Genomic DNA, 26,219 nt, shown 5'->3' on the forward strand with positions numbered 1-26,219 from the left:
CTCTATTATTCTCCGCCAACTTTTTCTTCTTTAACAATCTCATACATGCCTTTTGCGTTTTCTTTAGTTGCATGTTCACTTAACCCTGTAACATTTATTGTTACAATTTTTTGTCCAAAACGAATGACAAGTTCGTCCGTTACTTTAACATCTGTTCCAGCTTTAGCAACTGAACCATTTACAGTGATACGACCTTGGTCACTAATTTCTTTCGCTAATGTACGACGTTTTACCAGTCTTGATACTTTTAAATATTTATCCAGTCTCATGATTTATCTCCTCCTTGCTCTAAATAATCTTTTAAAGCAGCTTCATCTAGCGACATATTTTTTGTTTTATCATACAACTTCATGAAATGCTCTGCAAACACTTTTTCGAATTTCACGCGTTGGACTTTTCCTTCTTTTGCTTTGGCGTCTGCCCAAATGTGTTTTAAATCTTCTTCAGTTTCTGCATGCGCCTCTCCAAAAATGTGTGGATGTCTGCGTATCATTTTTTCGGATAAACTTTGTACTACTTCATTTATATCAAAATAGCCTTCTTTTTTACCAATACTTGCATGTAATAACACTTGTAATAATATGTCACCAAGTTCTTCAATCATATGCCAATCATCTTCATTATCTATCGCTTCAAACAATTCAAACGTTTCTTCCAGTAAATAACGTTTTAACGTTTGGTGTGTTTGAATTTTATCCCAAGGACATCCAATTTCATCATCTACAAGTCTGTCGATAATTCCTGTCGCATAGTCAAAATCACTCATATATGTGGCATCATTTTCAACACGCTTAATAAATACACTGGTTAAGTTGCTGAAAATGTCTGGATAGTGATCTAATTCGTATAAGGGTGTTTCAATGACATTGGCACCGCTAGCATGCGCACCATCAATAATGAATACAATTTGTTCATCATCGTAACGCGACATCAATGTGACTTTTAAATCTCCAGCAGTCATGGAACTAAACACTTGAGTAATCAGTGTGTGCGTTCGAATATTCAACTGTTCGCTGCTTAAAGAAGTAGCATCAAGTAATGTAAAGCCATCATTAGGGTCAACTTTAACCGCTTCAAAGATATCATCAATGAAACTTTTGCCCCCTAAGACTTTAATTTCAATATCATCTTGTTGCGCATGAGCCTCTAACTTAACAGTGGTTGTCTCAGCAACGCGAGGGTGCCCCGGAACTGTATAGACGATATCTGTGTCTGAATTTCGTGCTTTAGTCATAAGTTGAGATACAATGTCTTCATAAACCTCATTAAACCCACTATTTGATTCATAAACTTCATCAAAACTTTGAAATACGATACCCTCAGAAGTCAATATTTCTATAACTGGATGATCTAACGTACGCGTATAAACGAAGGGGTGCTGCTTCAAAAATTTATATACTCCAAAGGGTAATTCATCAATGCCATAATTACCCAATCCAACAATTATAATTTTTCCAGTCATTATCGTTTCCCTCTTTTCATATGGATGAGTTTATCACCCAATGGTAAATGCTTTAACTCTTTAAAACTTAATAGCTCAGTACGAACAATTGCAATGATGATGACGATAACGCCTACACCTGCAGCAACGACCAATTCAACAATACCTGCGACGCGTCCCTGTGTAGGAAGTAACCACATTGTTAGTTGAACGGCAACGGATAATATCAGCATTGTAAAAATTAACTTTGCGACATATTTTTTCATATTACGGAATTGATAATGTTTCAATACGTGATAATGCAAAATGGCAGCAAATAAGATTAATGATAACACTGTGCTTAAACTACCACCTAACATGAAAAATGGCGGTATCAATACTACATTTAAAATCGCTTTACTCACTACACCAGTAATAAACGCTTGAAATATAGATCGCACTTGATTCTTCACTTGTAACAATGCAATATCCATCATAATTAAAGATACAAATATAACGGTTAGCATATACACTGCTAAAGTTCCCGTTTGGCTATCATTTTTAAAAAATACATGGTTCATGATAGGTAGTAAATTAATCAAACCGATACCCGCAGCAATGCTAAATAGCATAGTAATTTTAATAGAAGCATTCGCATATCTATTGATAAGTACATGATTCTTAACTTTAATCGCATCTGTCAGCAATGGAATAAGGACAAAACAAAATGTGGTAGTGACGATTAACCCCATTTGAATAAAAGATGCACCACGATCATAAATGCCTTTTTGCGTTGTAGATTCTTGAAAACTCAATCCTGTATTCCGCAAAGCATGGATAACGGTAAAGCTATCCACAACTTGCCATACAATCACAATAAGTTGACTTACAGCAAAAATCACAATGGCTAATGCCAATTGTCGCCATGCAACAACCTTATTACGTTCAATATTTTGCGCTTTAAATGCGGTTAATTTGAAAGGTCGTTTCAACACAAGATATATACTAGATGCTAAAAATCCAAAAGCTGAACCAATAATCGCCAATGTCCCAGCCGCATACAGTGACCATTGTTGTGTCATAAATAGAACAATGGCGATAATGATAATGCCAACACGAACAAACTGTTCTATAACCTGGGAAATTGCAGGTATATTCATATTTTGATGCGCTTGATAGTAGCCTCTATAAATACCCAATATACTAACAAATAAGAAACTAAAACTCGATGCGCTTAACATTGGTGCGAGGTTAACATCACCCATTAAGGCAGCAATCCATTTTGCACAGATTAACAAAACTAAGAAAAAACTAGTACTGACAATCTGCAATCCGACTAAAACCTTCATATATTGGCGAGGATGACCGTCTGATCCAAACATTTGAGTAACAGCACTCGGTATGGCATTCATTGTCAAAATAACACCTAAAGCAACAATTGGATAAACTTGTTGATACGCATACAGTCCTTCGTCACCTAAGATATTTTGATAAGGTACTCGATAGATTGCACTTAATATTTTAACTATGATGAGTGCTAATGTAAGCACAACTACTCCGTTAAAAGCAGATGACTTATCCGTTTTAGATTTCATCAGTTATAACCATACTTTCTTCTAAACTTTTCGTTAGGAATTTTAGACTGTCTAACCAGTTACCTGTTTTATTTAACGTTACTTTCATTTTGCCTTCTTGAACTCCGACTTTCATCGTACGACCAAGTGGCTGTGTCTGTTTAAATAATGTTTCACCATTGATATCTGTTGTACCTTTTTCTGACAGGTAGACTTCTACTTGCTTACCAACATCTTTGATTAACGTCACACCTGCGTGTAACGCATGAACTTTAATTTCCATCATTTCTAATAATCTTTCTACTTCTATTGGATAGTCATTGAAGCGATCGATCAATTCATCTTTAACATCCATTAATTGTGTTTCACTTTCAATTTTACGCAATTTTTTATAGATTTCAATTTTAGATTGTTCATTTGGTATATATTCAGCTGGTAAATAAGCATCGATATTAAGTTCTATTTCAATCTCAGGTGCATCTTGTTTTTCTGCTTTTACGCCACGTTTTTCATTAACTGCTTCTTCCAACATTTGAGAATATAAATCGAAACCAACAGAGTCAATGAAACCGTGTTGTTGTTTACCTAATAAATTACCTGCACCACGAATATTTAAATCTCGCATGGCAATTTTAAAACCTGAACCTAGTTCAGTGAATTCTTTTATCGCTTGTAAGCGGTCCTCAGCAGTTTCAGACAACACTTTATTGGTAGGATGTAAGAAATAAGCATAACCTATACGACTTGAACGTCCTACACGTCCTCTTAATTGATACAATTGGCTGAGTCCGAAACGATCAGCGTCTTCAATAATCAGCGTGTTAGCATTTGGTACATCGACGCCCGTTTCTATAATTGTTGTAGTAACAATGATGTCATATTCATGGTTAATAAAGCTGAGCATCGTTTCCTCTAAATCACGTTCATTCATTTGACCATGTGCTACACCGATATTCGCGTCAGGCATAAGCATTTGCAGCTGTTCTCTTTTCTCGTAAATAGATTGCACTTTATTGTATAGGTAAAATACTTGGCCATCTCTTGATAGTTCCCGTTCCAATGCCTCTTTTATAAAATTCGTATTTTGCTCTAAAACATAAGTTTGTACTGGGAAGCGGTTCTCTGGTGGTGTTTCTATAACGGATAAATCTCTCACACCTAGCATACTCATATGCAATGTACGTGGAATAGGTGTCGCTGTTAATGTGAGTACATCTACATTGTTCTTCAGTGATTTAATACGCTCTTTGTGACGTACACCAAAACGTTGTTCCTCATCTACTATAAGCAAGCCTAAATCTTTATACTGAATATCTTTACCTAACAATTTATGTGTTCCTACAACGATATCAACGAATCCTGACTTTAGTCCTTCTTTCGTTTCTTTAACTTCTTTTGTAGTTCTAAATCTACTTATGAGTTGTACTTCTATCGGAAAGTCTTGCATACGCTCTATCAACGTTTCATAGTGTTGTTGTGCAAGTATCGTCGTCGGCACAAGAAATGCTACTTGTTTACCTTCCATAACTGCTTTAAATGCTGCACGTACAGCAACCTCTGTCTTACCGTAACCTACATCACCACATAGTAATCTATCCATAGGACGCTCAATTTCCATATCCTGTTTGATTTCTTCTATTGATTTACTTTGGTCGGGTGTAAGTTCGTATGGAAAATCAATTTCAAAATCATTTTGTTCTGCTGTATCAGGTCCAAATTTATATCCCACAGACATTTCACGTGCTTTATATAGCTCTATCAATTCATCAGCCATATCTTCAACACTTTGTTGTACTTTGGCTTTTGTTTTTTTCCATTCTGTTCCGCCAAGCTTATTCAACTTAGGAGATTTGTCTTCTGACGCAACATATTTTTGCACTTGATCCATCTGATCAACGGGAACAAATAACTGGTCGGTGCCTTTATATTGTAATTTAATATAATCTTTATGCACGCCACCTACTTCAAGTGTTTCAACACCTAAATATCTACCAACACCATGATGGACATGAACGACATAATCGCCAACTTTCAAGTCTTGGTAAGATTTGATTTTTTCAGCGTTCGTTAACGTTTTATGCTGTTTTGTTTTTTTCTTTTGTTTTGATTTAAATAATTCTCTCTCTGTGACAACAACTAATTGCATGTAAGGTAGCTCAAAACCTTCTGACAAACTACCTTCTGTAATAATGGCACTGCCACCTTCATTTCGACGACTTGGTGTATCAATAAAGGTAGGTATATGCATTTCATTTAGCATAGATTGAATGCGTTCTTTTTTCGTTTCCGTTTCTGCAAGTACAACAATCGTGTAATCATTTTGAATAAATCTTTGGAATTCAGAACGCATAATATCATACTGTCCATAAAACTGTTGTACTGGTTTACATGAAAATTTAATGATTTCATTTAATTGAACAGGCATCGTTGCTGTAAACAATGTAAAGTAGGTAACCGCAAACGGTTTTAATAAATTTTCAAAACCTTCATATTGTAGAAAACTTTGATCAATAAAACCTTTTCCACTTTCAATTAAATTTTGCATAAATTCATCTATTTCAGTTACAAGAGTTGTTTCAGTTTCTTTAATTCTATTATATTCATCTACAGCAATAATGGCATCCTCTTTAAAGTAATCCATAATCGTTGCTGGCTGTTCATACATAAATGCTACTAGTCTACGAAGCACTTGATGATCAAACATTTCTGCTTCGAATAATTGAAAACTTTCATAAGTTTCTTTTAATTCATTTCGCACAGACTTTTCAATTTTTGGACGTGTGTCTTCATATGCTTGCTTTAGTTTATGCTTTGTATGTTTAAGCACATCTTCGGTAATGATATAGTCACTAGCAGTTGTGATATGAACATGTTCGATATTGCCTTCAGAACGTTGAGATTCTACATCAAAATCACGTATAGAGTCTACTTCAGTATCGAAAAATTCAATACGTACTGGCTTACCAATTAATGGGTAGATATCTACAATCCCACCACGTAATGAAAATTCGCCTATATGTGACACGACACTTTCTCTACGATATCCCATATTTACAAGCTTATTTAAAAATTCGTCAATGTCGATATCGTCGCCTACATTTAGCGTTAATTGATGCGATTTCCACATATCTACCGGCGTGAGCCATTTTTTCAATCCGTTTAAAGGTACGATAAATAACCCTCTCTCTTCTTGAGCAAGTGCCGTTAATGTTCGCACGCGTTCACTCATAAATTGAGGGCTTTGTGTTGAAAATTCTTCTGTCATAATATCCTGCATCGGATATTTATATATTTCACTATCTTCTACAAATTGCAGTAAGTCACTTTCTAACTTATCTGCTTGATAAAGATTGTTTGTAACAACAAGTAGTTGCTGCTCACTATTCAAATATTTTTCAGCTATAATCGTTGCTTTTGCGGCACCAGATAGTCCGGTTACTAAAACATTTTCTTTACCAAATACTTCGTTTAACTCTTGGTATCGTTTGTCTTCATTTATATATTCTGTAATTATTGATTTCACTTAATCTCACCATTATATTCATTCATTACACGGTCAAATCGATTACTTTCTATATAAGCTTCGATCGCTCGTGCAGAATGTTCTATTACTTTATTCATCGTTTCCATTTCTTGATTTGAAAATTTTTGCAAGACATAGTCTACGATGGCCATGCCATTTGAAGGTCGATCAACGCCGATTCTAATTCGTTTGAACTGGTCTGTTCCTAACATTTGAATAATGGATTTCATGCCATTGTGTCCACCAGCACTACCTTTTTGTCTGAGTCTAATTTCACCCTGAGGTAAATCTAAATCATCATATAAGACAATTAAATCCTCTATATCAATGTCATAGTATTTCATCAAAGGTGCCACTGCCTCACCTGACAAATTCATCATTGTCATAGGTTCTATGAACATTACTTTTTCTCCAGCTAAACGCTCTATTGTGTACGCACCTTTAAATTTTTGTTTATCTAAAGAAAATCTATTTTGCTCTAACATAAAATCTATGACTTCAAAGCCAATATTATGCCTTGTTTGTTCGAAGCGTTTACCTATGTTGCCTAGGCCTACAATACATTTCATTACGTTACCTCCACTCGCTGTATGCTCATTATCTAATATTTATATAAATTATATGCTTTACAAGTTATGTATTTTGTATCATTCACTATAATAACATAAAAAAGCACCCGCTTAACGTATTAAGCATGGTGCTTTTTATAAGATAATATTGCGTTGATACATCAACACATGACATCAACTCAAAGAGAAAGATTATTCTTCTTCTTTTTGGTCTTCGTCACTTTCATCTTCTTTTTCTTCGCCTACAACTTCTGGCTCTTCAGTAGCTGCTTCGCCTTCCATTGCTTCGATTTCTTCTTCAGTAGGTTCTTCAGTTGGAGGAACTACTGTTACGATTGAATCACTAGCTTCGTTTTCAATAGTGAAATCACCAGAAACTTTGATATCTTCAACAGAAAGACTATCATTTATTTCTAATTCACTGATATCAACTTCGATTGATTCAGGGATGTTATCTGGAGTAGCTGTAACTTCAAGGTTGAATAATGGTTGTTCAACAACGCCGCCCTCTTTAGTTCCTACAGCTTCACCAACTAATTGAACTGGTACTTCTACAGTACGTTCTTCAGTCATATTGATTGCTAAGAAGTCAATATGAGTGATTTGGTTTTTAAGTGGGTCGAATTGGTAGTCTGAAACCATTACTTTAATTGTTTTAGAACCTACGCCTAATTCGATTACACCGTTACGTCCAACTTCACGGATAACTTTGATAAATTCTACTTCGTCTACTTTAACTGAAGTATTTTTTGTACCGTATCCATAAACGATTGCTGGTACTTTACCAGTGTTTCTTAGTGTTTTAAGGTCTGAACGCGTTTGTTTACCTTGACGAATAATTGACTTTAATGAAGCCATATTCAGTTTCCACCTTTCATAAATGCTCTATCTAAGAGCTCCTCATTTGCCCATCAACAATCTGTTGCTTGCAAATGTTTATTTATCGTGATATTTCACGAACGAAATCATTATACATTGTTAAAGGCTATTAGTCAAATAGCACACTAACTGATTCGCGTTCATATACACGTATAATTGCTTGAGCCAATAACCCTGCTACTGATAATTCTTTAGTATTCTCTGGTTTACGTTTTTCATCTAATTGAATGGAGTTTGTAACTACAAGTTCTTTAATCGCTGAGTTTTCAATACGTTCTTTTGCAGGACCTGATAGTACGGGATGCGTACAACAAGCATAAACATCTTTCGCACCTTTGTCTTTTAACGCTTGGGCAGCCAAAGTAATCGTACCAGCCGTATCTATAATATCGTCAATAATAATTGCTGTTCGACCTTCAATTTCACCAACAATATTCATCACTTCTGCAACATTTGGTTTCGGACGACGTTTATCTATAATCGCGATTGGTGTTTTAAGTATATCTGCAAGTTTACGAGCTCTTGTCACCCCACCGTGGTCTGGTGATACAACAACACACTCTTCAGGGTCGATATCTGTCTCATTTTTAAAGTATTGCGCTAAAATCGGTACACCCATTAAATGGTCAATTGGCATATCGAAGAAACCTTGTATTTGAGGTGCATGTAAATCCAATGCAATCATGCGGTCTGCGCCAGCAGTTTCAATTAAGTTTGCAACAAGTTTTGCTGTGATTGGTTCACGACTGCGTGCTTTTCTGTCTTGGCGTGCATAGCCATAATATGGAACAACGATATTAATGTTCGCTGCTGAAGCACGTCTACAAGCATCTATCATGATTAACAATTCCATTAAATGTAAATTTACTGGATTTGATGTTGGTTGAATAATAAAAACATCACAACCACGAATACTTTCTTCAATATTGATTTGAATTTCTCCATCACTGAAACGTTTTACAGAACATTTCCCTAATTCAATTCCAACATGATCTGCCACTTCCTGGGCTAACGGTTCATTACCCTTCAAAGAAAATATTTTCAAAGCAGAATTCTTATACTCATTGTTTAACATTTATAGTCCTCCAATTAATTCTTTCAATTCGTTTTGGTTTGTAGACAAGGCAAAACTTATATCGCTCAGCAACATAAATAATTGTTATGATTATCTTTAACTATATTGATTTTAACAGTTTAAGTAAGCTTGTCTAAACATTTGTGTTTATTTTTTCAAATAACCTTCTTTAGTCGTTTGTCTAGCTCTCGCTAACGCTAAACTGTCTTCTGGTACATTATCAGTGATTGTTGATCCTGCGGCTATAAATGAACGATTACCTAAAGTAATAGGTGCAACGAGATTCGTATTACATCCGATAAAGGAATCATCACCAATGACCGTCTTAAATTTATTAATCCCATCATAGTTAACTGTAATAGAACCACATCCAACATTCGTTCTTTCACCTATTTCAGCATCACCAATATAACTTAAGTGAGGTAATTTGGCTCCTGCTTTCACCACTGATTTTTTAACTTCAACAAAGTTACCAACTTTTACTTTTTTACCTAAATCTGCACCTGGACGAAGTTGTGCAAACGGACCAATCGTAGCATAATCATCCACTATCGCTTCATTAATGACAGATTGTTTAATTGTGACATTTGAACCTATTTTACTATTCGTAATTTCCGTATATTGTCCAATAACAGTATCTTCACCAATCACGCTATTGCCAGAGAGTTTCACACCAGGCTCAACTACTGTATCTTCACCAATTCTAACATCAGCTCCGATATAAGTCGTCGCAGGGTCAATAAGTGTTACACCGTTCTTCATATGCTGTTCGTTAATGCGTTTTCTAAAAGCTTTTTCAGCTTCGCTAAGCATTACTCTATCATTCACGCCCATGATTTCCTCAAAATCATTCGTATGGAAAACTTCAACAATACCATGATCTTCTAAAATTAAAGAAAGTACATCAGGCAAGTAATATTCGCTCTGTGCGTTGTCATTTTTGACTAATTCTAGTTTTTCGAATAGGACTTGATTATCAAACGCAAAAATACCTGAACTAATTTCATTAATTTGTTGCTCTGCATCTGTTGCATCTTTTTGCTCAACAATACTCACCAAACGTCCTTCTGAGTCACGTAAAATACGTCCATAACCGAATGGATTTTCTGCTGTCGCTGATAAAACTGTTGCATGTGCTTGATTGTTCTCGTGATGTTCAACCAATGATTTCAATGTTGCTGTCGTAATCAATGGCGTGTCTCCACAAACCACTAACGTCGTCCCTTGACTTTCACTTAAATGCTCACTTGCCATTTTAACAGCATGTGCTGTACCTAATTGTTCTTCTTGAAAACTATAAAGCGATGTGTCTCCAAGTGTCTCTTTGACACTATCTGCACCGTGTCCAACAATGGTAACAAGCTGATCTATTCCAGATTGCTTCACATTATCTGCAACATGTTCGATCATCGTTTTACCTGCTACATCATGAAGTACTTTGTATTTCTTTGATTTCATACGTGTACCTTTGCCTGCTGCAAGTACTATTGCATGTCTTTGCATGTATGTTAACCCTCCATTAAAATATACACTTCTTACCTATTATAATTTAACGCTAGTCACACTTTCAAGGCTCAAAGCACCAATGTTATATAATAAAAATATTTTTATTACTAATATTAAAAAATTGCATAACCCTATTTGTCATCATTGAATAGCTATGGAAACGCTTCAAATTTTATGCGAAATCTATAATATCTCTAATATAATATAATTTTTTATTTACGAAAATATCAACATAATCACACTTGTATTTCTTATTTTTATATTATTTAAAATTAACCAATATTCATTTTATTCCCATTTATTTTCCATTCCCTAAAACAAATCATTTCTGTCACCTTTTTAAAATCAACACTTTTTATTTTTAAAGCGATAAATATGCAAAAAACCAGACCGAACATATATGTTTCGGTCTGGTTTATATCAATTAGACGTTAAATGACTATATCGAAATTATAAAATAACTTTTCCATAAAGTACTGCATATTCACATAAAAAATCAGTCACACTTATGCATCACTTTAGCTAAGTTATCCATTTAAATAGTCACATCTAATAAAATAGAGCAAAAAAATCATTTTGAAAATAAATTTTCCGCCCTATTCGGTCGTGTATATAACAACTATTTTCCCTCAAATAGCTGAACGTATTTTATTTAAGCTTCTTCAGAACCGTCTGATGATTGCGCATTTCTGTCAGGGATGACTTCATCAGTCTCTTCATATACTTTCATTACTGCATCCTGTATTTCTTGTCTCATTTCTGAGTTAATTGGATGAGCAATGTCTCGGAATTCACCATCTGGTGTACGTTTACTCGGCATTGCGACGAATAGACCTGTGTTGCCTTCAATTACGCGTAAGTCATGTACAACAAATGACTCGTCTAATGTAATTGAAACAAGCGCTTTCATTCTTCCATCTGTTTGTATCTTTCTAAGTCTTACATCTGTCACTTTCATGTAGTGAGCCCCCCTAGTATCTCTTTGTTAGAAGCTTAACAATTTTATTAAAAATTATAAATCCTTATTTCACTTTTGCAATTAACTCTATTTCAACTTTAACATCTTTCGGCAATCTTGCCACTTCAACACAACTTCTCGCTGGTTGATGATTACTAAAGTATTTGCCATAAATTTCATTTATATTTTGAAATTCATTCATATCAGCAATGAAAATAGTAGCTTTAATTACTGAATCTAAATCTGATCCAGCTTGGTCTAACACAACTTTTAAATTTTCTAAGACTTGTTTCGTTTGCTCTTTTACATCATCGCTAACAATTTGTCCTTCTAAATTTAGAGGAATTTGTCCTGATGTGAACACAAGTCCATTAATTTCTGTTGCATGCGAATATGGCCCTAATGCTTCAGGTGCCTTTTCAGTATTAATAACTTTCATGATGTCGAAATCGCTCCTTTTAAGAAAATTTAGTTAAACTATTGCCTTGTTCCACCTTAAACTCCTGATTGTATTCATCTACATCAGATAGTTTAACTAAGGATGTATAATCTTCAATTAATCTTTGCTTAACTTCTTTTGATTCTACTAGTACAGATACCCCTTTAACATGAGCTTTAAACTCATTCATCAAATTCATAACACCATTGATTGAACCTCCAGCACGCATAAAATCGTCAACCACGAGCACGTTAGAATTTTCTGGTAATGTTCTCTTAGAAAGCACCATCGTTTCAATTTTTCTAGATGAGCCTGAGACATAGTTAATAGAAACTGTTGATCCCTCAGTAACCTTATTATCTTTTCTAATAACAACTACTGGCAAGTTCAATACATTCGCTACTGCATTGGCTAATGAGATCCCCTTAGTTGCAATCGTTACAATGGCATCTATCTCTTCATCCATATACAGTGTTGCAATTAATTTACCAACACGATTAAGTAAAGTAGGATTCCCCATTAAATCGGATAAGAATAAATATCCACCTGGTAATAAACGATCTTTCTCCTGAAGTTGAGCAATAACATCATCAATCACTTCCGTCGCTTCCGCTTTACTCATTTCTGGTTTATAGGTCACACCACCGCTAGCACCTGCCGTAGTAATAACCGTGCCAAGCTTTTCTTTTTGAAAAGTTGTTTTAATAATTTGTACATCTTCACTAATTGAAGATTTAGCTTGTTTAAACTTTTGTACAAAATATGTTAGTGGTATTAATTTGTTTGGATTATTCATTAAGTATTGTGTCATATACACAATACGTTCACTTCTTTTATAGCGCATTCATTTCATCCCTTCTTTTTCAGCCTAACAATCTTACAATATGTACTTCATTGCAGCAACCATTAACCGCGTTATATATGTGTCTTGCTTGTCTCTCTTTCCTAGCTAACGCATAAACTGTCGGGCCACTACCACTCATAACAGCACCATCCGCACCATTTTCTAACATATTGGCTTTTATTTTTAATATTTCATCATGCATCTTTCCCGAAACAGGTTCCAAGCGATTTGAAAGACTTTTACATAATTGTTCATAATCTCCAGAAATTAAAGCATTTTCACATGCTTCAGTATGCACTGTATGCGGTTGTGTTAAATCTAATTTCTTAAATATATCTGGTGACGATATACCTAAATCAGGTTTAGCAACCACAACCCAAGCAGAAGGCGGTTTATCCAAATATTCGATTATTTCGCCCTTGCCTTTACACAAAGCAGTCTTACCTAATATACAAAAAGGAATATCCGTTCCAATTTGTATGCCTAATGCACATAGTTCCTCTAACGGTCTATTTAACTTATATAAACGATTCATGCCTCTCATCGTAGCTGCAGCATCTGTCGATCCACCTGCTAACCCTGCTGACACGGGTATGTTTTTATCAATCGTAATGGTCAGACCTTGTTGTAAATTATAGGTCTTTTTCATTAGTTCTGCAGCTTTATATGCCAAATTTTTATTATCGGAGGGAACATAAGTCTGTTCTACGTCAACAACTATTTTTTTGTCTTTACGCAGTTCAAATGATAAGCGATCGTTTAAATCTATCGTTGTCATTATCATTTCAACTTCATGAAAACCATCATCTCGTTTAAAGAGTGTGTCCAACGTTAAGTTAATTTTAGCTGGCGCAGTTTCATAAATCATATTCCCACCCTCTTTCAATTTCGATATGGTAATAAAATGATTTTAACATATTGTTATCATTGTGTTGTCGGTTTTTTCAAAAGTTAATATATTGCGCCAAAATACAAATAAATAAAAATTTAAAAATAAACTTTCAACTATGTCGAAAAATCAAATCATTTCTTAATTCACTATTTTACAATAACGTGTTTACTAGATAAAATAATTTTCTTTTATATGTATAAAAATCAAAAAAAAGGTATGTCGGCGTTATACACCAACATACCTTTTTATATCAATCGTTCGAATATTAAAGTCTATTGTGAAAGTAAGATTCTGACAATCAAACATGACTTTAATTACTTTTATTTAGTGTGCAATTGCTTCTTGATGATTATCATCTTCAAAAGAAACTTGTACGTTTTCAGTTAAAACGTCAGTGTATGTATAAGACACACGTTCAAAATTATAAATATCTTGATCTAGTTCCACAATAAAAACAGAAGGGTAAGTTTCCTTTAACACACCACTACGTTCAATTGTTTTTTTACGTCCACCGTTCGCTTTAAGTACAATTCTGTTTCCTAATTGACAATCAAGTGAATTTTTGATGTCTCCAATAGATTTTGGCATATTGCTCCACCTCGCTACAAGTTGTATAATAACACAAAATGGAGGTTTTTGTCAAATAAAATATCAATTTTAGCAATGTCGGACGCGCTTGTCAATAATTTAAAATTCTAATTCTGTGAAATTTTGCAATTCATTGTATAAATTTGCAAATTCTTTTATTGAAAGTGTCTCTCCACGTCTTCGAGGATTGATGCCAGCCGCTTCTAACCATTCCAATATTTTTTCTTTATTCACTTTACCGTTTACAAATAAGCTTTGGTAATTATTATTGATTGTTTTACGTCTTTGACTAAATGCCGCTTTTGTCATTTTGAAAAATTTATTTTCGTCGTCAATATCAACGATAGGTGTTGGACGTTTCATCAATTTTACAACAATGGAATCTACATTAGGTGGCGGAAGAAAAACTGATTTAGGCACCGTTAATACTTTACTTGTTTCTGTATAATATTGTGCAACGATTGAGAGTGAGCCATAGGCTTTTGTACCAACTTGTGCATTAAGTCGTTCTCCAACTTCTTTTTGCATCATGACTACATAGCCATCAATTGGTAATTTCTGCTGCATTAAATTTAATAATATTGGCGTCGTAATATAATACGGTAAGTTTGCGACAACCATAATCTTTTCACAATCAGTCAGGTGTTCTGTTATATAATGTGCGATATCTGCTTTAAGTATATCTTCGTTGATCACGGTTACATTATCGTAAGGTCCCATCGTATCTTTTAATACAGGTATTAAACGTTGGTCTATTTCAAATGCCATAACCTTTTTAGCACTTTTTGCTAATTGTTCTGTCAATGACCCCATACCAGGACCCACTTCTATTATACCTGTCTGTTCATCAATATCACTTGCGTCAATAATATTATGAATAATATTCACATCAATTAAAAAGTTTTGACCGAGACTTTTTTTAAAATTAAAGCCATATTGATTAAGTAAAGCTTTCGTACGTGTTGGTGTGGCAATATCTTTATAATCCATTTACGATTCACTTCCTTCTTCATCACTTAAAGCAGACCTAACATCTTCTTCTGTATAGCCAAATGCATTCAACTTATTGATTAACTGTTTACCATTAGAATGGCCTATATGCAGTTTGGTACCTAACTTTTCTCTTTTATGACGTGCGTCCTTACCAACGATTAATCCTAAATCGATTAAAACATCTTTACTTATTGATTCATGACCTTCTTCAAAAGGTGTACTCACATTCATTAAAGCTTCTTTAATATCACTTAATTGTGCATGCTCTACGCCAATTTTTCCACGTTTATTTTTAGCTTTTTCTTTATCAATATATGCATGTTTCACACCGGGAATCTGTTTTTGTATCGTGTTGCGGATTTTATCACCCGGGAAATCAGGGTCAGTTAATACGATAACACCTCTTGTTTCATAGGCTTGTGCAATTACCTTTAACGTTGATTCGTTAATGGCGCTACCATTTGTTTCAATCGTATCACATTGAACAGCTCTTTTTACGCGTTCAGTGTCATCTCTACCTTCAACTACAATAAATTCATTTATTTTCATTTATTGCTTCACCTTTCGTTACTTTAATTCATTTTAGATAAAAATAAAAAAGGTATCGGTTTTAATTGTGATTACCACTTAGTATGCCTTATATCAACTAAGCTCTATCTCAGACCGATACCTTTTTGAAATATGATTATGCTTTTAATTTAAACAATCGTTCTGCGTTTTCAGTTGTTTGTTTACACACTTCTTCGTAACTCACACCACGTAATTCAGCAATTTGTTCCGCAACTAATGTTACGCGGACAGGTTCGTTTCTTTTGCCTCTATAGGGATGTGGCGATAGGAATGGTGCATCCGTTTCAACTAACAGTCTATCAAAAGGCACATGCTTTGCAACTTCTTTTGGTTGTTTTGCATTTTTAAATGTAACAGGACCACCTAATGATACGTAAAAATTCAATTTATTGATAACATCGTCAGCAATTTCAGGTGACGCGCTAAAGCTGTGCATAATGCCACCAATCTCTTCAGCGTGTTCTTCTTTAAGAATATTTACACAATCTTGTGTCGCTTCTCTATTATGAATGATAATTGGTAAATTTACGCGTTTTGCTAATGCAATTTGCTTTCTAAACAATGCTTGTTGAACATCTTTGGGCGACTTATCCCAATGATAGTCTAATCCGGTTTCACCAATGCCAATCACTTTAGGGTGTGCTGCAAGTTTTTCAATCCATTCTAAACGCTCTTCAGTACAATCAATCGCATCTACAGGGTGCCAACCAATAATGCCATAGATAAATTCATATTGGTCAATGAGCTCCATCGTACGTTCTACTGTCGGCGTATCAAAACCAACAACAAACATACGATCCACACCATTCTCTCTTGCGCGTTCAATGACTTCCTCTAAATCTTCATCATATTGATCTGCATTTAAATGAACATGTGTATCGATTAGCATATTAATTCCGCTCCCTCAATTTGTGATTATTTAATTATTGCACCATTTGGAATTGCACTAGGCAAGCTTACAAGTGTAAGTACACCATCTTTTTCAGCAGAAAGTATCATACCTTCTGATTTTCTACCCATTAATTTAGCTGGTTTTAAATTAGTGACAACTGCTACCTTTTTGCCAATAATATCTTCAGGTTGATAGAATTTTGCAATACCTGAAACGATTTGACGTTGTTCACTATCCAAATCAACTTGAATTTTTAATAACTTATCAGATTTTTTCACTTGCTCGGCGTCAATAATTGTTGCAGCCTTGATTTCTACTTTATCAAAATCTTTGATATCAATTTGCGCTTTGCTAGGCAACTCTTCCTCAACTTCTTCTTCAATCTTGTCTGGTTGCATTGATTCCTTGATATAGCTAATTTCAACCTCGCTATCCAAACGTGGGAAGATTGGTTCGGGTTTACCACTCACCATAATCGGTTCAGTTAATGCGCCATACTGTTCAATACTTTCTAATTCAAAAAGTTCTGGTGCATTAATATTTAATTGGCTGAAGATTTGTTTTGGTGCATGTGTAAGGAATGGTCTTAATAATACCGCAATAATACGAATATTTTCTACTAAGTGTGCCATTACGTTACCAAGCATTTCTTTTTGATCCTCATCTTTAGCTAAAACCCATGGTGACGTTTCATCGATATATTTATTAGTACGACTAATGAATTTCCATATAGTTGAAAGTGCTACTGAGAATTGTAAGTCGTCCATATTTTCATGGAAAGTTTTGACGGTATCTAGTGCCATTTGTTCCATATCTTTATCTAATTCGTGTTTAGGACCTTGATATGCTGGTAGTTCACCATCAAAATATTTGTTCACCATTGAAATTGTTCGATTAACTAAGTTACCCAAGTCATTTGCTAAGTCATAATTTGTACGTTCTACAAATCCTTCTGGTGTAAATACACCGTCAGAGCCAAATGGTAATTCACGCATTAAGTAGTAACGTGTTGCGTCCAAACCGTAACGATTAATCAATACGTTAGGATCTACAACATTACCTTTAGATTTACTCATTTTCCCATCTTTCATAAGTATCCAACCATGTGCGAAAACTTTTTTAGGTAATGGAATGTCTAGTGCCATTAATAAAATCGGCCATATAATAGAGTGGAATCGTACAATTTCCTTAGCCATAATATGAATGTCTGCAGGCCAATATTTCTTGAATAGACTGTCATCATCTGATAGATAACCTAATGAAGAAATATAATTTACAAGCGCATCTATCCAAACATAAACAACATGCTTAGGATTTGATTGAACACGAATACCCCAATCAAATGATGTTCTTGATACTGCCAAATCTTCAAGTCCTGGTTTAATGAAATTATTAATCATTTCATTTTTACGTGAAGGCGGTTGAATAAATTCAGGATTTTCATCATAAAATTCTAATAAACGGTCTGTATATTTAGATAAATTGAAGAAATAACTTTCCTCTTTTACTAATTCTACTTCATGACCAGAATCAGGACTCTTACCTCCAACAATCACTCCGTTTTCCATAATTGGATCGACTAATTGTGTTTCAGTATAATACGTTTCATCCGGAACAGAATACCAACCTTCATATTCACCAAGATAAATATCTCCCTGAGCCAATAAACGTTCAAATATTTGTTGTACAACTTCTTTATGTCTAATTTCTGTTGTACGTATAAAATCGTCGTTTGAAATCTCTAGTTTTCCCCATAAATCTTTAATACCAGCAATCATTTCATCAAGGTACTCGATTTCTGATTTCCCAGCTTTTTGTGCTTTTTCTTGAATTTTTTGTCCATGTTCATCCGTTCCCGTTAAATAACGAACATCATAGCCTTGCATTCTTTTATAACGTGCGATTACATCACCAGCTGTTGTCGTATAAGCATGACCGATATGTAAATTCCCACTTGGATAATATATTGGTGTAGTGATATAAAATGTTTCTTTCGCCATCAATGTTCCTCCTCGTTTCTTACATCATAAATATATCTAAATTTAATATTGTTTTCAATAAAGTAGACGTATGCTTCTGTACTGTTTTTATATGCATTTCATATTAATGAATTATATGGATAGTGTACGATTCATATGCGTTTTTTCCACTTTTTTATTGATATGATTTAATAATGGTTAATAATCTCTATCTTATCTACATTACCATAAATCACGCATGTTATGGGAGTTTTTCAACTCTTTTTTATTGTTTATATATGATTTTATATTAAGTCACTTTCACGTCTCTTTTGAAGACTTATAAAATGATTAATTAACCTCATGATAAATGTCGTATACTTCGCTCGTTTTCATATGACGTGCTTCCGCAACAACTTTTATAGCTGCTTTAGGTTTCATATTTTGATTTATATGATACGTTACATGTTCTTTAATAGACATATCCTCAAACCACGAAATATCCTCTGCATGTTCATCACCTTCAACAAGGACAACGAACTCACCTTTCAACGGAATATTTCCATCTTCAAGTTGCTCAATCACTTCGCTTACATAGCCTGTGACAATTTGTTCAAACTTCTTAGTAAGTTCTCTTCCAACTGATACTTTACGCGCTTCATCTATGTTTAGAATTGTTTTTAAGGTATCTTTCACACGATGCGGTGATTCATAAATAATCAACGTGCTATCTTCATACATACGCTGTTCTAATATCGAATGTTTTTGCTTTTCTTTTCTAGGTAAAAATCCTAAAAATGTATAAGTAAAAGAAGGCAACCCACTTGCCATCAGTGCAGTTAAACCCGCATTAGGTCCAGGTACTGTTTCTACTCTAATTTGTTTTTCTCTTGCAGCTACAACAAGTTCATATCCCGGGTCACTAATAAGTGGTAAGCCTGCATCTGATACGAGTGCAATATCCACACCTCCTTGTAATAGTTCAATTAAATAATCTGTTTGTTGTTCTTTGTTGTGATCATGATAGGACTTGAGTGGTGCTTGTATCTCATAATGCGCACATAATTTTTTTGTCACCCTCGTATCTTCACAAGCTATCAAATCTACATTCCGTAATATATCTACTGCACGATAAGTAATATCTGCTAAGTTACCGATGGGCGTTCCTACTAAATATAACGTTGACATAAGCTATCCCTCACTTATTAATTTAAGTTTTTTTTGACGTGAAAATGTCTTGATTTCATATTCACGTTTCAATGCTTCAGATTTGGTATCAAACATTTCTTGGTAAACTAATTGTACAGGACGTCTTATTTTTGTATATTTGGCACCTTGACCATTATTATGTTTGATAATTCTTTTTTCTATATCTTTTGCATATCCTGTATATAGACTGCCATCTTTACACTTAACAATATATATATAATGTTTATCCATAATATATTTCTCTCATTTCTTCGGTATAAGTGCCATCTTTGTTATATATGTAGAATGGTGGTTGAATTTCTAAGCCCTGATTCCCGCCTTTTCTACCTTCAACAACAATCGTTTGAGCCGCTTTATCCAGTTTACTGTATATAAAATAAATTTTTTTAGGTTCAATTTGATAAGTTCTCATATGACTTAAGACATCCATTAGACGTTCCGCCCTATGAACCATGATAAATCGACCACCTTGCTTTAACAAATGCCTTGCAGCATAACAACAATCTGCTAATGTACACATTATCTCATGTCTCGCTATCTTATGCGCATCTATTTGATGTTGGTGCTGCTGATTTGTTTTAAAATAAGGAGGATTACAAGTGACTAAATCATATTGAGACGGCTTGAAATATCTATGTGCTTCTTTCAAGTCCATTTGATACATATGGATTCTCTCTTCTAGTTGGTTATATGTAATACTTCTTCTAGCCATGTCTACTAATTGCTCTTGAATTTCGACAGCATCTATCATTTGTTGCCCTTTATTCGATAATACTAAAGGAATTACGCCGTTACCAGAGCACAAATCCATTATATTATCGCGCTTTTTCACATTGGTAAAGTGACCAAGTAATAACGCATCCGTCGAAAAAGAAAATACATTATCATTTTGTATAATTCTAAGGTTTTCTTTTAATAAATAGTCTAACCTCTCATTCTCTAACAACATTTCCCTTTCCTCCCTAAAAAAAGAGGACGAGATAACGATGCTTAATAATCAAGCCTATCGCTACACCTCATCCTCAATCACATGTCATCATTATACATTAACCATTTAAATCAGTTCGATTATTCACTTAATACTTCAAGACAAAATAAACAATCGTCACCTTTTCTGTGTTTACCGAATAATTCTCCATTACAAATATGAAAACCTTCTTTATAAAGCATTGCTAAATTATCTTTGCTACGTAGCGGTTGTTTCTTTGGTAGCTTTTTCCCATTTTCAACCGCTTTAGATTTTTCTTCTTTGTCTATTAAAGTTTTTAAATTTTCATTCTCTATTTGTAAGGCGACATTTTCTTCAATCACTTCAACGGTAAGTTTTTTTAAATTTCCCATATCACTGTTGATTTGGTTTATATTGGCTTCTAGATTTGCTAATTTTTCAAATATGTCGCTACGATTCAATGTTGTATTAGCCTCCTAATTTAATGTTTCTAATTCTTCCATTTTATATTCAAGTGGCTGCTCTAGGCCCTCGACTTTAACTTGCATAGAAATATCTAAAATATTCAAACCTATGACTTTTCCATTACCTTCAGGCGTTTCAATAGCGTCTCCGACATCTGGTAATTGCGCGCGTGCTTCTTCATAATAATCATTTTCATATTTAAGACAGCACATTAGGCGACCACAGGCTCCAGATATTTTAGTGGGGTTGAGAGATAGATTTTGATCTTTTGCCATTTTAATAGAAACTGGTTCAAAATCACCTAAAAACGTAGAACAACACAGTGAACGGCCACATGGCCCTATACCACCTAGTAATTTAGCTTCGTCTCTGACACCAATCTGTCTTAACTCAATACGTGTTTTTAACTTCTGCGCCAATACTTTAACTAACTTTCGAAAATCGACACGTTCATCAGAAGTGAAATTGAAGATAACTTTTGATTTATCTAGTGTGTATTCACAATTTACCAATCTCATTTCTAACTCGTGTTGTTGTATCGTCTCTTTACATAATGCCATTGCCTCATCCGCATCATACTCATTTTTTTCATATTGTAGCAAATCATCTTCTGTAGCGAGACGAACAATTTCTTTTAATGGCAATGTGACATCTTGATCCGCAACATCTAATGGTGCATATTTCACGCGTCCCATTTCTAATCCTCTTTTTGATTCTACGACTACCCAGTCGCCAACGTCTAAATCAAAACCCTTTGGTGAATAATATTCCATTTTACCTGATTTTTGAAAATCTATTCCGACTACATTTTGCATTATTAATTCACCCCTTTTATTACAATTTGTTCAAATACTAACATCGGGTTAACATTTTGATTCAATTTTTTATGTGCTTCTGTTATTTGATCATACATCAAAATAATTTGATTGTATGTTAGTTTTTTCGAAAATGCTTTGATATCTTCCTTTAAATCATGATATATCATATCTTGATCCATACCTACTTTAGCATGCATGACATCTTCAAAGAAACCATTAACTGCTGCTAATGTCACTAACTGCAATTTTCTATTTTTAGCTTGTTTTAATAAATCCACAATAGCTATCAAAGCCATTGAACGATTGGTTAACAATAATTGGCACCATTTAACAACACTCTTGCGTAGAGCCATTAAATCGGTTTCTTCATTAAGCGTAACAGCGACTTCAATTTGCGTTGTATATGTACTTAACAATTCAGCTACTGGTTTAGTAATTTCTCGCTCAACTAATCGATTAATAAACTTGGTTTTATCAATTGGTTTAAAATAAACATGTTGGCATCTAGAATGTATCGTATCTAGAATTTGTTCTGGTTTTGTAGTTAATAAGATGGCTATTGTGTTTTCTGGAGGGTCTTCTAAAAACTTTAAAATGCTATTTTCGCCTTGAACTGTTAGTTTCTCAAAAGATTCAATAATGTACACTTTATAATCGCCTTCGATTGGAAGTTGATTCATGTGATGAACTAATTGTTCAACTTGATCCTTTTTTATTGTTGTTTCTTCAGATGATACATACATAAAATCAGGATGATTAAATGTTTCTACCTTTAACTGACATTGATAATCTCCATTACATAAAATAAGTTTCGTAAAATCAATAGCGACTTGCTGCATTGTTTGGCCATCATCGCCTTCAAATAAGTAAGCATGCGACAATTTGTTTGATTGATACGCTTTCGTCAGTCTTTCTTGTTCATCCATCATAAAGTTACTCCTTTATATAAAAAGGCTGCTCATACATAGTTACCTTACAAAGCACATTTCTTAAGAACATCTTATATGTGTCCTAAACAAAAATGTAATTTGAAAGGTTACCATATATAGCAACCATAATTCTAGAATTGATGGAAAGCTTCAACAGGCATTACAAATACCGTTGCTCCTCCAACCTCTACTTCAACTGGGTAAGGTATATAAGAATCTGCACTTCCACCCATTGGTGTTATAGGTGATACAAGTTGTTCTCTATTACCGCAAGTGTCATTAATCACTTTCAACATTTCGTCTACACGGTCATCTTCGACACCTGATAGGAATGTTGTATTACCCGCTCTTAAAAATCCACCGGTTGTTGCAAGTTTCGTTGCTCTAAAGTTATGTTTAACAAGTTTGTCTGAAAGCTCTTGACTATCTTGATCTTGTACAATTGCTATAATCATTTTCATACTAAACACCTCTTCCCAGTATTATATCATAATTTTTCTAAGTATTTGCTTATAGATTCATATGTTGCGTTCACAACTTCATCTATGCTTCTATCTGCCTCTATCACGATAAAGCGTTCAGACTCATTATGAATAATTTTTTTATATCCTTCAACTACTTTTTCGTGAAATTTTACATCTTCTTGATCAAGACGATTTTGATTTCGTTGATTTTTCAAAATACGTTCCCGACCTACAGCTACACTCACATCTAAATAAATTGTAATATCAGGGTATAAACCATTTATTGCAAATTCATTAATAGACTTTACTTCTTCTATTCCTATACCCCGTGCATAGCCCTGATATGCTAAAGAACTATCTATATATCGATCACACAATACTAATTTCCCATTTTCTAAAGATGGAATGACTTTACCCACAAGATGTTCTCGTCTTGAAGCTGCAAATAATAATGCTTCTGTACGATCATCCATGTCGTCACCCTCAAGTAATACCTCACGAATTTGCTCTCCCGTCTTTACGCCACCGGGCTCTCTTGTGAGCACAACACTGTATTGATTTTCTAATTTTTGTGCTACTTGTTGTATCACAGTAGTTTTACCTGAACCTTCCGGCCCTTCAAAAGTTATAAATGCAGACATCTTATTCATCCTTAATTTCTATTTTATTATCTTTCATACCTTCAACTCTAATTTGATGATTACACCAATAATTCATTAATTTTATCATATTTTTAGTGATAATTTCTCCTCTTAGCATGATTGGAATACCCGGAGGATAAGGAGTTAAATGCGTCGCCAATATTTTATTATATGCTTTATCTATATCTATCTTCTTAACCTTATCTATTTCTCTATAATCATACGTACCTTCTTCATTGTAAAAGGGTACATCCGTTACTTCAAACGCAACTCTTGTTTCTATATTTATTGCGCTTATTCTTGCTAACAAATCATCAAATGGAAATTGATCCCCTTTATGCCATAAAGGTAGGACTAGTAAAACTTGATAGTCATCCGCAAGCTCTACATAAATCTCTTGGTTTTCAAAAAGTGTTTGAAGTTCGATTCCTGTATAACCATTACACTGAATATTCAATTTGAGTGGATCTTCTACATCAATAATACGCATACCTTTATCTTTTAACACTTTAATTAACTGTGATCTTTTTTCAAAAAACAGACTACTATCATAGCTTTTATAAAAGTCATGTGCTAATTCTAAACTACTCATCAAAAGATAGGATGGACTTGAAGATTGAAAGTAAGTTAAATATTTCAATATATCTTCACGTAACGGCGCCTTTTTATGTATAAAAATAATAGAACTCATCGTGAGTGATGGCAACGTTTTATGATAAGACTGCACAACATAATCCGCCCCCATATTCAATGTAGAATTTGGAAAACCCATTAAATTGAAATGCGCACCATGAGCTTCATCTATTAATGTAGGAATTTGACATGCTTTCATATACTTAATCGTAGACGCTACATCAAAGCACTCGCCATAATAATTAGGATAAGTGAAAACTGCTAATTTCGCTTTATCTACCTGAGTTTTTAGTGACACTTCGTCTGGACCAACATACTGTTTTGTCTTACTACTTACGCTCGTTTTTAATAATTTACTAGAAGCACGCGCTAAATCCAAAGCATGAAAAACAGATTTATGTACATTTCTTGCGATGATATACTCTCCCTTTACTTTAGCAAAGCTTTGTATCACTGCTAATATACCGGATGTCGTTCCATTGACTAAAAAGTAAGCATCATAATCAGGATGCTTGTTGATATGTTGCATACTTTGCCCAATAACATCTTCAGCTTGATGCAAATCATCCAATCCTGTAATTTCTGTCATATCCATTTCCATTTTCAACTCATTTAAATAGCCTATCGTCATATTTTTATGGCCAGGTACATGCATGGAAATTGGTTTCTTATTCAATAAATGATTGAGCCGATCTGTTAATGGTAATGTCATTAAATCCCCTACTTTTTAAACTGAAATTCTATTTTATATGTCCCTATATTTTAACATGTCCCTAGCGACTTCTCTATAGTCATTATATTCAACTAAATATTCTTACATACGAGTTTTGACTCGTATGTTCATTTAATCAACACCGCTTGTAAGCTCGCTTCGTCTTTTGTTCAGTTCGTCAGTTTCAAACGCTTTCTCATAATAGCTTATTTTAGGTTTTTCAGTTCTTCGAACTGGAGAAGTTAAGCTTTTTTGACACAAAAAAAGAGACTCGCTTGGGTCTCTGATTGCCTGTAAAACGTCACTTCTCATTTCAATGAGTTAGTGACGTTTACACATGTGCTTTAGCTCATGTGCTCCTCTCTGCCTACTCTTGCGGAACGTAAGTCGGCTACCATCGGCGCTAAGGAGCTTTTTCTATCATGAGGCAAGCGCTCGCATCTTTTCTCACTTTCACGCTTTCCTATAAAGAATAACTTTCCAATTTATTGGATTTAGTTATTCTTACATACGAGTTTTGACTCGTATGTTCATTTAATCAACACCGCTTGTAAGCTCGCTTCGTCTTTTGTTCAGTTCGTCAGTTTCAAACGCTTTCTCATAATAGCTTATTTTAGGTTTTTCAGTTCTTCGAACTAGAAGTTAAGCTTTTTTGACACAAAAAAAGAGACCCGCTTGGGTCTCTGATTGCCTGGCAACGTCCTACTCTTGCGGAACGT

Annotated in this window: 26 protein-coding genes; all 26 read right to left on the reverse strand. The window is 34.3% G+C overall.

Annotation, left to right across the window (positions count from 1 at the left end):
* Positions 1-5: 5 nt before the first annotated feature.
* The 26 genes from L987_RS04840 to L987_RS04965 all read right to left on the reverse strand — a co-directional run bounded on the left by L987_RS04840 (position 6) and on the right by L987_RS04965 (position 25,500).
* Positions 6-269, reverse strand: coding sequence for an RNA-binding S4 domain-containing protein (locus L987_RS04840; protein WP_002484197.1), 264 nt, complete (start codon positions 267-269; stop codon positions 6-8).
* Positions 266-1,462, reverse strand: coding sequence for a MazG nucleotide pyrophosphohydrolase domain-containing protein (locus L987_RS04845; protein WP_011303867.1), 1,197 nt, complete (start codon positions 1,460-1,462; stop codon positions 266-268). Before L987_RS04845 ends, L987_RS04840 begins: the two co-directional genes overlap by 4 nt.
* Positions 1,462-3,015 (reverse strand): polysaccharide biosynthesis protein, encoded by a 1,554-nt coding sequence (locus tag L987_RS04850; RefSeq protein ID WP_047503281.1) that lies wholly within the window; start codon positions 3,013-3,015, stop codon positions 1,462-1,464. Before L987_RS04850 ends, L987_RS04845 begins: the two co-directional genes overlap by 1 nt.
* Positions 3,005-6,517, reverse strand: a complete 3,513-nt coding sequence (mfd, locus tag L987_RS04855) for a transcription-repair coupling factor (RefSeq protein WP_047503283.1) — start codon at positions 6,515-6,517, stop codon at positions 3,005-3,007. The genes L987_RS04850 and mfd overlap by 11 nt, the downstream gene beginning before the upstream one ends.
* On the reverse strand, positions 6,514-7,086 hold the full coding sequence (pth, locus tag L987_RS04860) for an aminoacyl-tRNA hydrolase (protein WP_002484201.1): 573 nt from the start codon (positions 7,084-7,086) through the stop codon (positions 6,514-6,516). Before pth ends, mfd begins: the two co-directional genes overlap by 4 nt.
* Positions 7,087-7,278: 192 nt before the next feature.
* On the reverse strand, positions 7,279-7,944 hold the full coding sequence (locus L987_RS04865) for a 50S ribosomal protein L25/general stress protein Ctc (RefSeq protein ID WP_002484202.1): 666 nt from the start codon (positions 7,942-7,944) through the stop codon (positions 7,279-7,281).
* Between the two features lie 130 nt (positions 7,945-8,074).
* Positions 8,075-9,040 carry a ribose-phosphate diphosphokinase gene (locus L987_RS04870; protein ID WP_011303871.1) on the reverse strand — a complete coding sequence of 322 codons (966 nt, stop codon included), beginning with the start codon at positions 9,038-9,040 and terminating at the stop codon, positions 8,075-8,077.
* 147 nt (positions 9,041-9,187) lie between these two features.
* The gene (gene glmU / locus L987_RS04875) at positions 9,188-10,543 is read right to left on the reverse strand and encodes a bifunctional UDP-N-acetylglucosamine diphosphorylase/glucosamine-1-phosphate N-acetyltransferase GlmU (protein ID WP_047503285.1); all 1,356 of its coding nucleotides are present in this window, start codon (positions 10,541-10,543) and stop codon (positions 9,188-9,190) included.
* Positions 10,544-11,198: 655 nt separating this feature from the next.
* A complete protein-coding gene (gene spoVG, locus L987_RS04880; protein ID WP_047503288.1) occupies positions 11,199-11,504 on the reverse strand; it encodes a septation regulator SpoVG in 306 nt (101 codons plus the stop codon).
* A gap of 64 nt (positions 11,505-11,568) precedes the next feature.
* Positions 11,569-11,943, reverse strand: a complete 375-nt coding sequence (locus tag L987_RS04885; RefSeq protein WP_002484206.1) for a RidA family protein — start codon at positions 11,941-11,943, stop codon at positions 11,569-11,571.
* 19 nt (positions 11,944-11,962) lie between these two features.
* Positions 11,963-12,787 carry a pur operon repressor gene (gene purR, locus L987_RS04890; RefSeq protein ID WP_002484207.1) on the reverse strand — a complete coding sequence of 275 codons (825 nt, stop codon included), beginning with the start codon at positions 12,785-12,787 and terminating at the stop codon, positions 11,963-11,965.
* A 19-nt stretch (positions 12,788-12,806) separates the two neighbouring features.
* On the reverse strand, positions 12,807-13,655 hold the full coding sequence (gene ispE / locus L987_RS04895) for a 4-(cytidine 5'-diphospho)-2-C-methyl-D-erythritol kinase (RefSeq protein WP_011303874.1): 849 nt from the start codon (positions 13,653-13,655) through the stop codon (positions 12,807-12,809).
* A gap of 348 nt (positions 13,656-14,003) precedes the next feature.
* Positions 14,004-14,267: a biofilm formation stimulator Veg gene (gene veg, locus L987_RS04900; protein ID WP_002484209.1), complete on the reverse strand. Its 264-nt coding sequence runs from the start codon at positions 14,265-14,267 to the stop codon at positions 14,004-14,006.
* 99 nt (positions 14,268-14,366) lie between these two features.
* Positions 14,367-15,257 carry a 16S rRNA (adenine(1518)-N(6)/adenine(1519)-N(6))-dimethyltransferase RsmA gene (gene rsmA, locus L987_RS04905; protein WP_047503292.1) on the reverse strand — a complete coding sequence of 297 codons (891 nt, stop codon included), beginning with the start codon at positions 15,255-15,257 and terminating at the stop codon, positions 14,367-14,369.
* A complete protein-coding gene (gene rnmV / locus L987_RS04910) occupies positions 15,258-15,809 on the reverse strand; it encodes a ribonuclease M5 (RefSeq protein WP_047503294.1) in 552 nt (183 codons plus the stop codon).
* 136 nt (positions 15,810-15,945) lie between these two features.
* The gene (locus tag L987_RS04915; RefSeq protein ID WP_011303877.1) at positions 15,946-16,719 is read right to left on the reverse strand and encodes a TatD family hydrolase; all 774 of its coding nucleotides are present in this window, start codon (positions 16,717-16,719) and stop codon (positions 15,946-15,948) included.
* Between the two features lie 26 nt (positions 16,720-16,745).
* Positions 16,746-18,722, reverse strand: coding sequence for a methionine--tRNA ligase (gene metG, locus L987_RS04920; RefSeq protein ID WP_011303878.1), 1,977 nt, complete (start codon positions 18,720-18,722; stop codon positions 16,746-16,748).
* Positions 18,723-19,031: 309 nt separating this feature from the next.
* On the reverse strand, positions 19,032-19,868 hold the full coding sequence (rsmI, locus tag L987_RS04925; protein ID WP_047503297.1) for a 16S rRNA (cytidine(1402)-2'-O)-methyltransferase: 837 nt from the start codon (positions 19,866-19,868) through the stop codon (positions 19,032-19,034).
* A gap of 3 nt (positions 19,869-19,871) precedes the next feature.
* Positions 19,872-20,120, reverse strand: a complete 249-nt coding sequence (locus tag L987_RS04930) for a GIY-YIG nuclease family protein (protein ID WP_011303879.1) — start codon at positions 20,118-20,120, stop codon at positions 19,872-19,874.
* The gene (locus L987_RS04935) at positions 20,113-20,838 is read right to left on the reverse strand and encodes a tRNA1(Val) (adenine(37)-N6)-methyltransferase (protein ID WP_002484216.1); all 726 of its coding nucleotides are present in this window, start codon (positions 20,836-20,838) and stop codon (positions 20,113-20,115) included. The genes L987_RS04930 and L987_RS04935 overlap by 8 nt, the downstream gene beginning before the upstream one ends.
* Before the next feature lie 119 nt (positions 20,839-20,957).
* Positions 20,958-21,299 carry a DNA replication initiation control protein YabA gene (yabA, locus tag L987_RS04940; protein WP_011303880.1) on the reverse strand — a complete coding sequence of 114 codons (342 nt, stop codon included), beginning with the start codon at positions 21,297-21,299 and terminating at the stop codon, positions 20,958-20,960.
* A gap of 15 nt (positions 21,300-21,314) precedes the next feature.
* Entirely contained in the window at positions 21,315-22,118 is an 804-nt protein-coding gene (locus L987_RS04945) for a PSP1 domain-containing protein (RefSeq protein ID WP_002484218.1), read from the reverse strand.
* A gap of 2 nt (positions 22,119-22,120) precedes the next feature.
* On the reverse strand, positions 22,121-23,047 hold the full coding sequence (locus L987_RS04950; protein WP_047503300.1) for a DNA polymerase III subunit: 927 nt from the start codon (positions 23,045-23,047) through the stop codon (positions 22,121-22,123).
* Positions 23,048-23,181: 134 nt separating this feature from the next.
* Positions 23,182-23,511 (reverse strand): cyclic-di-AMP receptor, encoded by a 330-nt coding sequence (locus L987_RS04955; RefSeq protein WP_002484220.1) that lies wholly within the window; start codon positions 23,509-23,511, stop codon positions 23,182-23,184.
* A 26-nt stretch (positions 23,512-23,537) separates the two neighbouring features.
* Entirely contained in the window at positions 23,538-24,155 is a 618-nt protein-coding gene (gene tmk / locus L987_RS04960; RefSeq protein ID WP_011303882.1) for a dTMP kinase, read from the reverse strand.
* A gap of 1 nt (position 24,156) precedes the next feature.
* A complete protein-coding gene (locus L987_RS04965) occupies positions 24,157-25,500 on the reverse strand; it encodes an aminotransferase class V-fold PLP-dependent enzyme (RefSeq protein ID WP_047503299.1) in 1,344 nt (447 codons plus the stop codon).
* Positions 25,501-26,219 lie beyond the last annotated feature (719 nt).

Source organism: Staphylococcus sp. ZWU0021 (genome assembly GCF_000798895.1).
Classification (GTDB): Bacteria; Bacillota; Bacilli; order Staphylococcales; family Staphylococcaceae; genus Staphylococcus; species Staphylococcus saprophyticus.

What these genes read in the sequence shown, in the direction of transcription:
- rsmA (WP_047503292.1), bottom strand. Translation starts at nt 15,257, where the DNA reads ATGGATTATAAAGATATTGCCACACCAACACGTACGAAAGCTTTACTT.
- rnmV (WP_047503294.1), bottom strand. Translation starts at nt 15,809, where the DNA reads ATGAAAATAAATGAATTTATTGTAGTTGAAGGTAGAGATGACACTGAA.
- L987_RS04945 (WP_002484218.1), bottom strand. Translation starts at nt 22,118, where the DNA reads ATGCAAAATGTAGTCGGAATAGATTTTCAAAAATCAGGTAAAATGGAA.
- metG (WP_011303878.1), bottom strand. Translation starts at nt 18,722, where the DNA reads ATGGCGAAAGAAACATTTTATATCACTACACCAATATATTATCCAAGT.
- glmU (WP_047503285.1), bottom strand. Translation starts at nt 10,543, where the DNA reads ATGCAAAGACATGCAATAGTACTTGCAGCAGGCAAAGGTACACGTATG.
- ispE (WP_011303874.1), bottom strand. Translation starts at nt 13,655, where the DNA reads ATGATTTATGAAACTGCGCCAGCTAAAATTAACTTAACGTTGGACACA.
- pth (WP_002484201.1), bottom strand. Translation starts at nt 7,086, where the DNA reads ATGAAATGTATTGTAGGCCTAGGCAACATAGGTAAACGCTTCGAACAA.
- purR (WP_002484207.1), bottom strand. Translation starts at nt 12,787, where the DNA reads ATGCGCTATAAAAGAAGTGAACGTATTGTGTATATGACACAATACTTA.
- L987_RS04845 (WP_011303867.1), bottom strand. Translation starts at nt 1,462, where the DNA reads ATGACTGGAAAAATTATAATTGTTGGATTGGGTAATTATGGCATTGAT.
- L987_RS04915 (WP_011303877.1), bottom strand. Translation starts at nt 16,719, where the DNA reads ATGCTAATCGATACACATGTTCATTTAAATGCAGATCAATATGATGAA.
- tmk (WP_011303882.1), bottom strand. Translation starts at nt 24,155, where the DNA reads ATGTCTGCATTTATAACTTTTGAAGGGCCGGAAGGTTCAGGTAAAACT.
- L987_RS04865 (WP_002484202.1), bottom strand. Translation starts at nt 7,944, where the DNA reads ATGGCTTCATTAAAGTCAATTATTCGTCAAGGTAAACAAACGCGTTCA.
- spoVG (WP_047503288.1), bottom strand. Translation starts at nt 11,504, where the DNA reads ATGAAAGTGACAGATGTAAGACTTAGAAAGATACAAACAGATGGAAGA.
- L987_RS04870 (WP_011303871.1), bottom strand. Translation starts at nt 9,040, where the DNA reads ATGTTAAACAATGAGTATAAGAATTCTGCTTTGAAAATATTTTCTTTG.
- L987_RS04885 (WP_002484206.1), bottom strand. Translation starts at nt 11,943, where the DNA reads ATGAAAGTTATTAATACTGAAAAGGCACCTGAAGCATTAGGGCCATAT.
- rsmI (WP_047503297.1), bottom strand. Translation starts at nt 19,868, where the DNA reads ATGTCAACGTTATATTTAGTAGGAACGCCCATCGGTAACTTAGCAGAT.
- L987_RS04935 (WP_002484216.1), bottom strand. Translation starts at nt 20,838, where the DNA reads ATGTTGTTAGAGAATGAGAGGTTAGACTATTTATTAAAAGAAAACCTT.
- L987_RS04930 (WP_011303879.1), bottom strand. Translation starts at nt 20,120, where the DNA reads ATGGATAAACATTATATATATATTGTTAAGTGTAAAGATGGCAGTCTA.
- L987_RS04955 (WP_002484220.1), bottom strand. Translation starts at nt 23,511, where the DNA reads ATGAAAATGATTATAGCAATTGTACAAGATCAAGATAGTCAAGAGCTT.
- L987_RS04850 (WP_047503281.1), bottom strand. Translation starts at nt 3,015, where the DNA reads ATGAAATCTAAAACGGATAAGTCATCTGCTTTTAACGGAGTAGTTGTG.
- L987_RS04840 (WP_002484197.1), bottom strand. Translation starts at nt 269, where the DNA reads ATGAGACTGGATAAATATTTAAAAGTATCAAGACTGGTAAAACGTCGT.
- veg (WP_002484209.1), bottom strand. Translation starts at nt 14,267, where the DNA reads ATGCCAAAATCTATTGGAGACATCAAAAATTCACTTGATTGTCAATTA.
- L987_RS04965 (WP_047503299.1), bottom strand. Translation starts at nt 25,500, where the DNA reads ATGACATTACCATTAACAGATCGGCTCAATCATTTATTGAATAAGAAA.
- L987_RS04950 (WP_047503300.1), bottom strand. Translation starts at nt 23,047, where the DNA reads ATGGATGAACAAGAAAGACTGACGAAAGCGTATCAATCAAACAAATTG.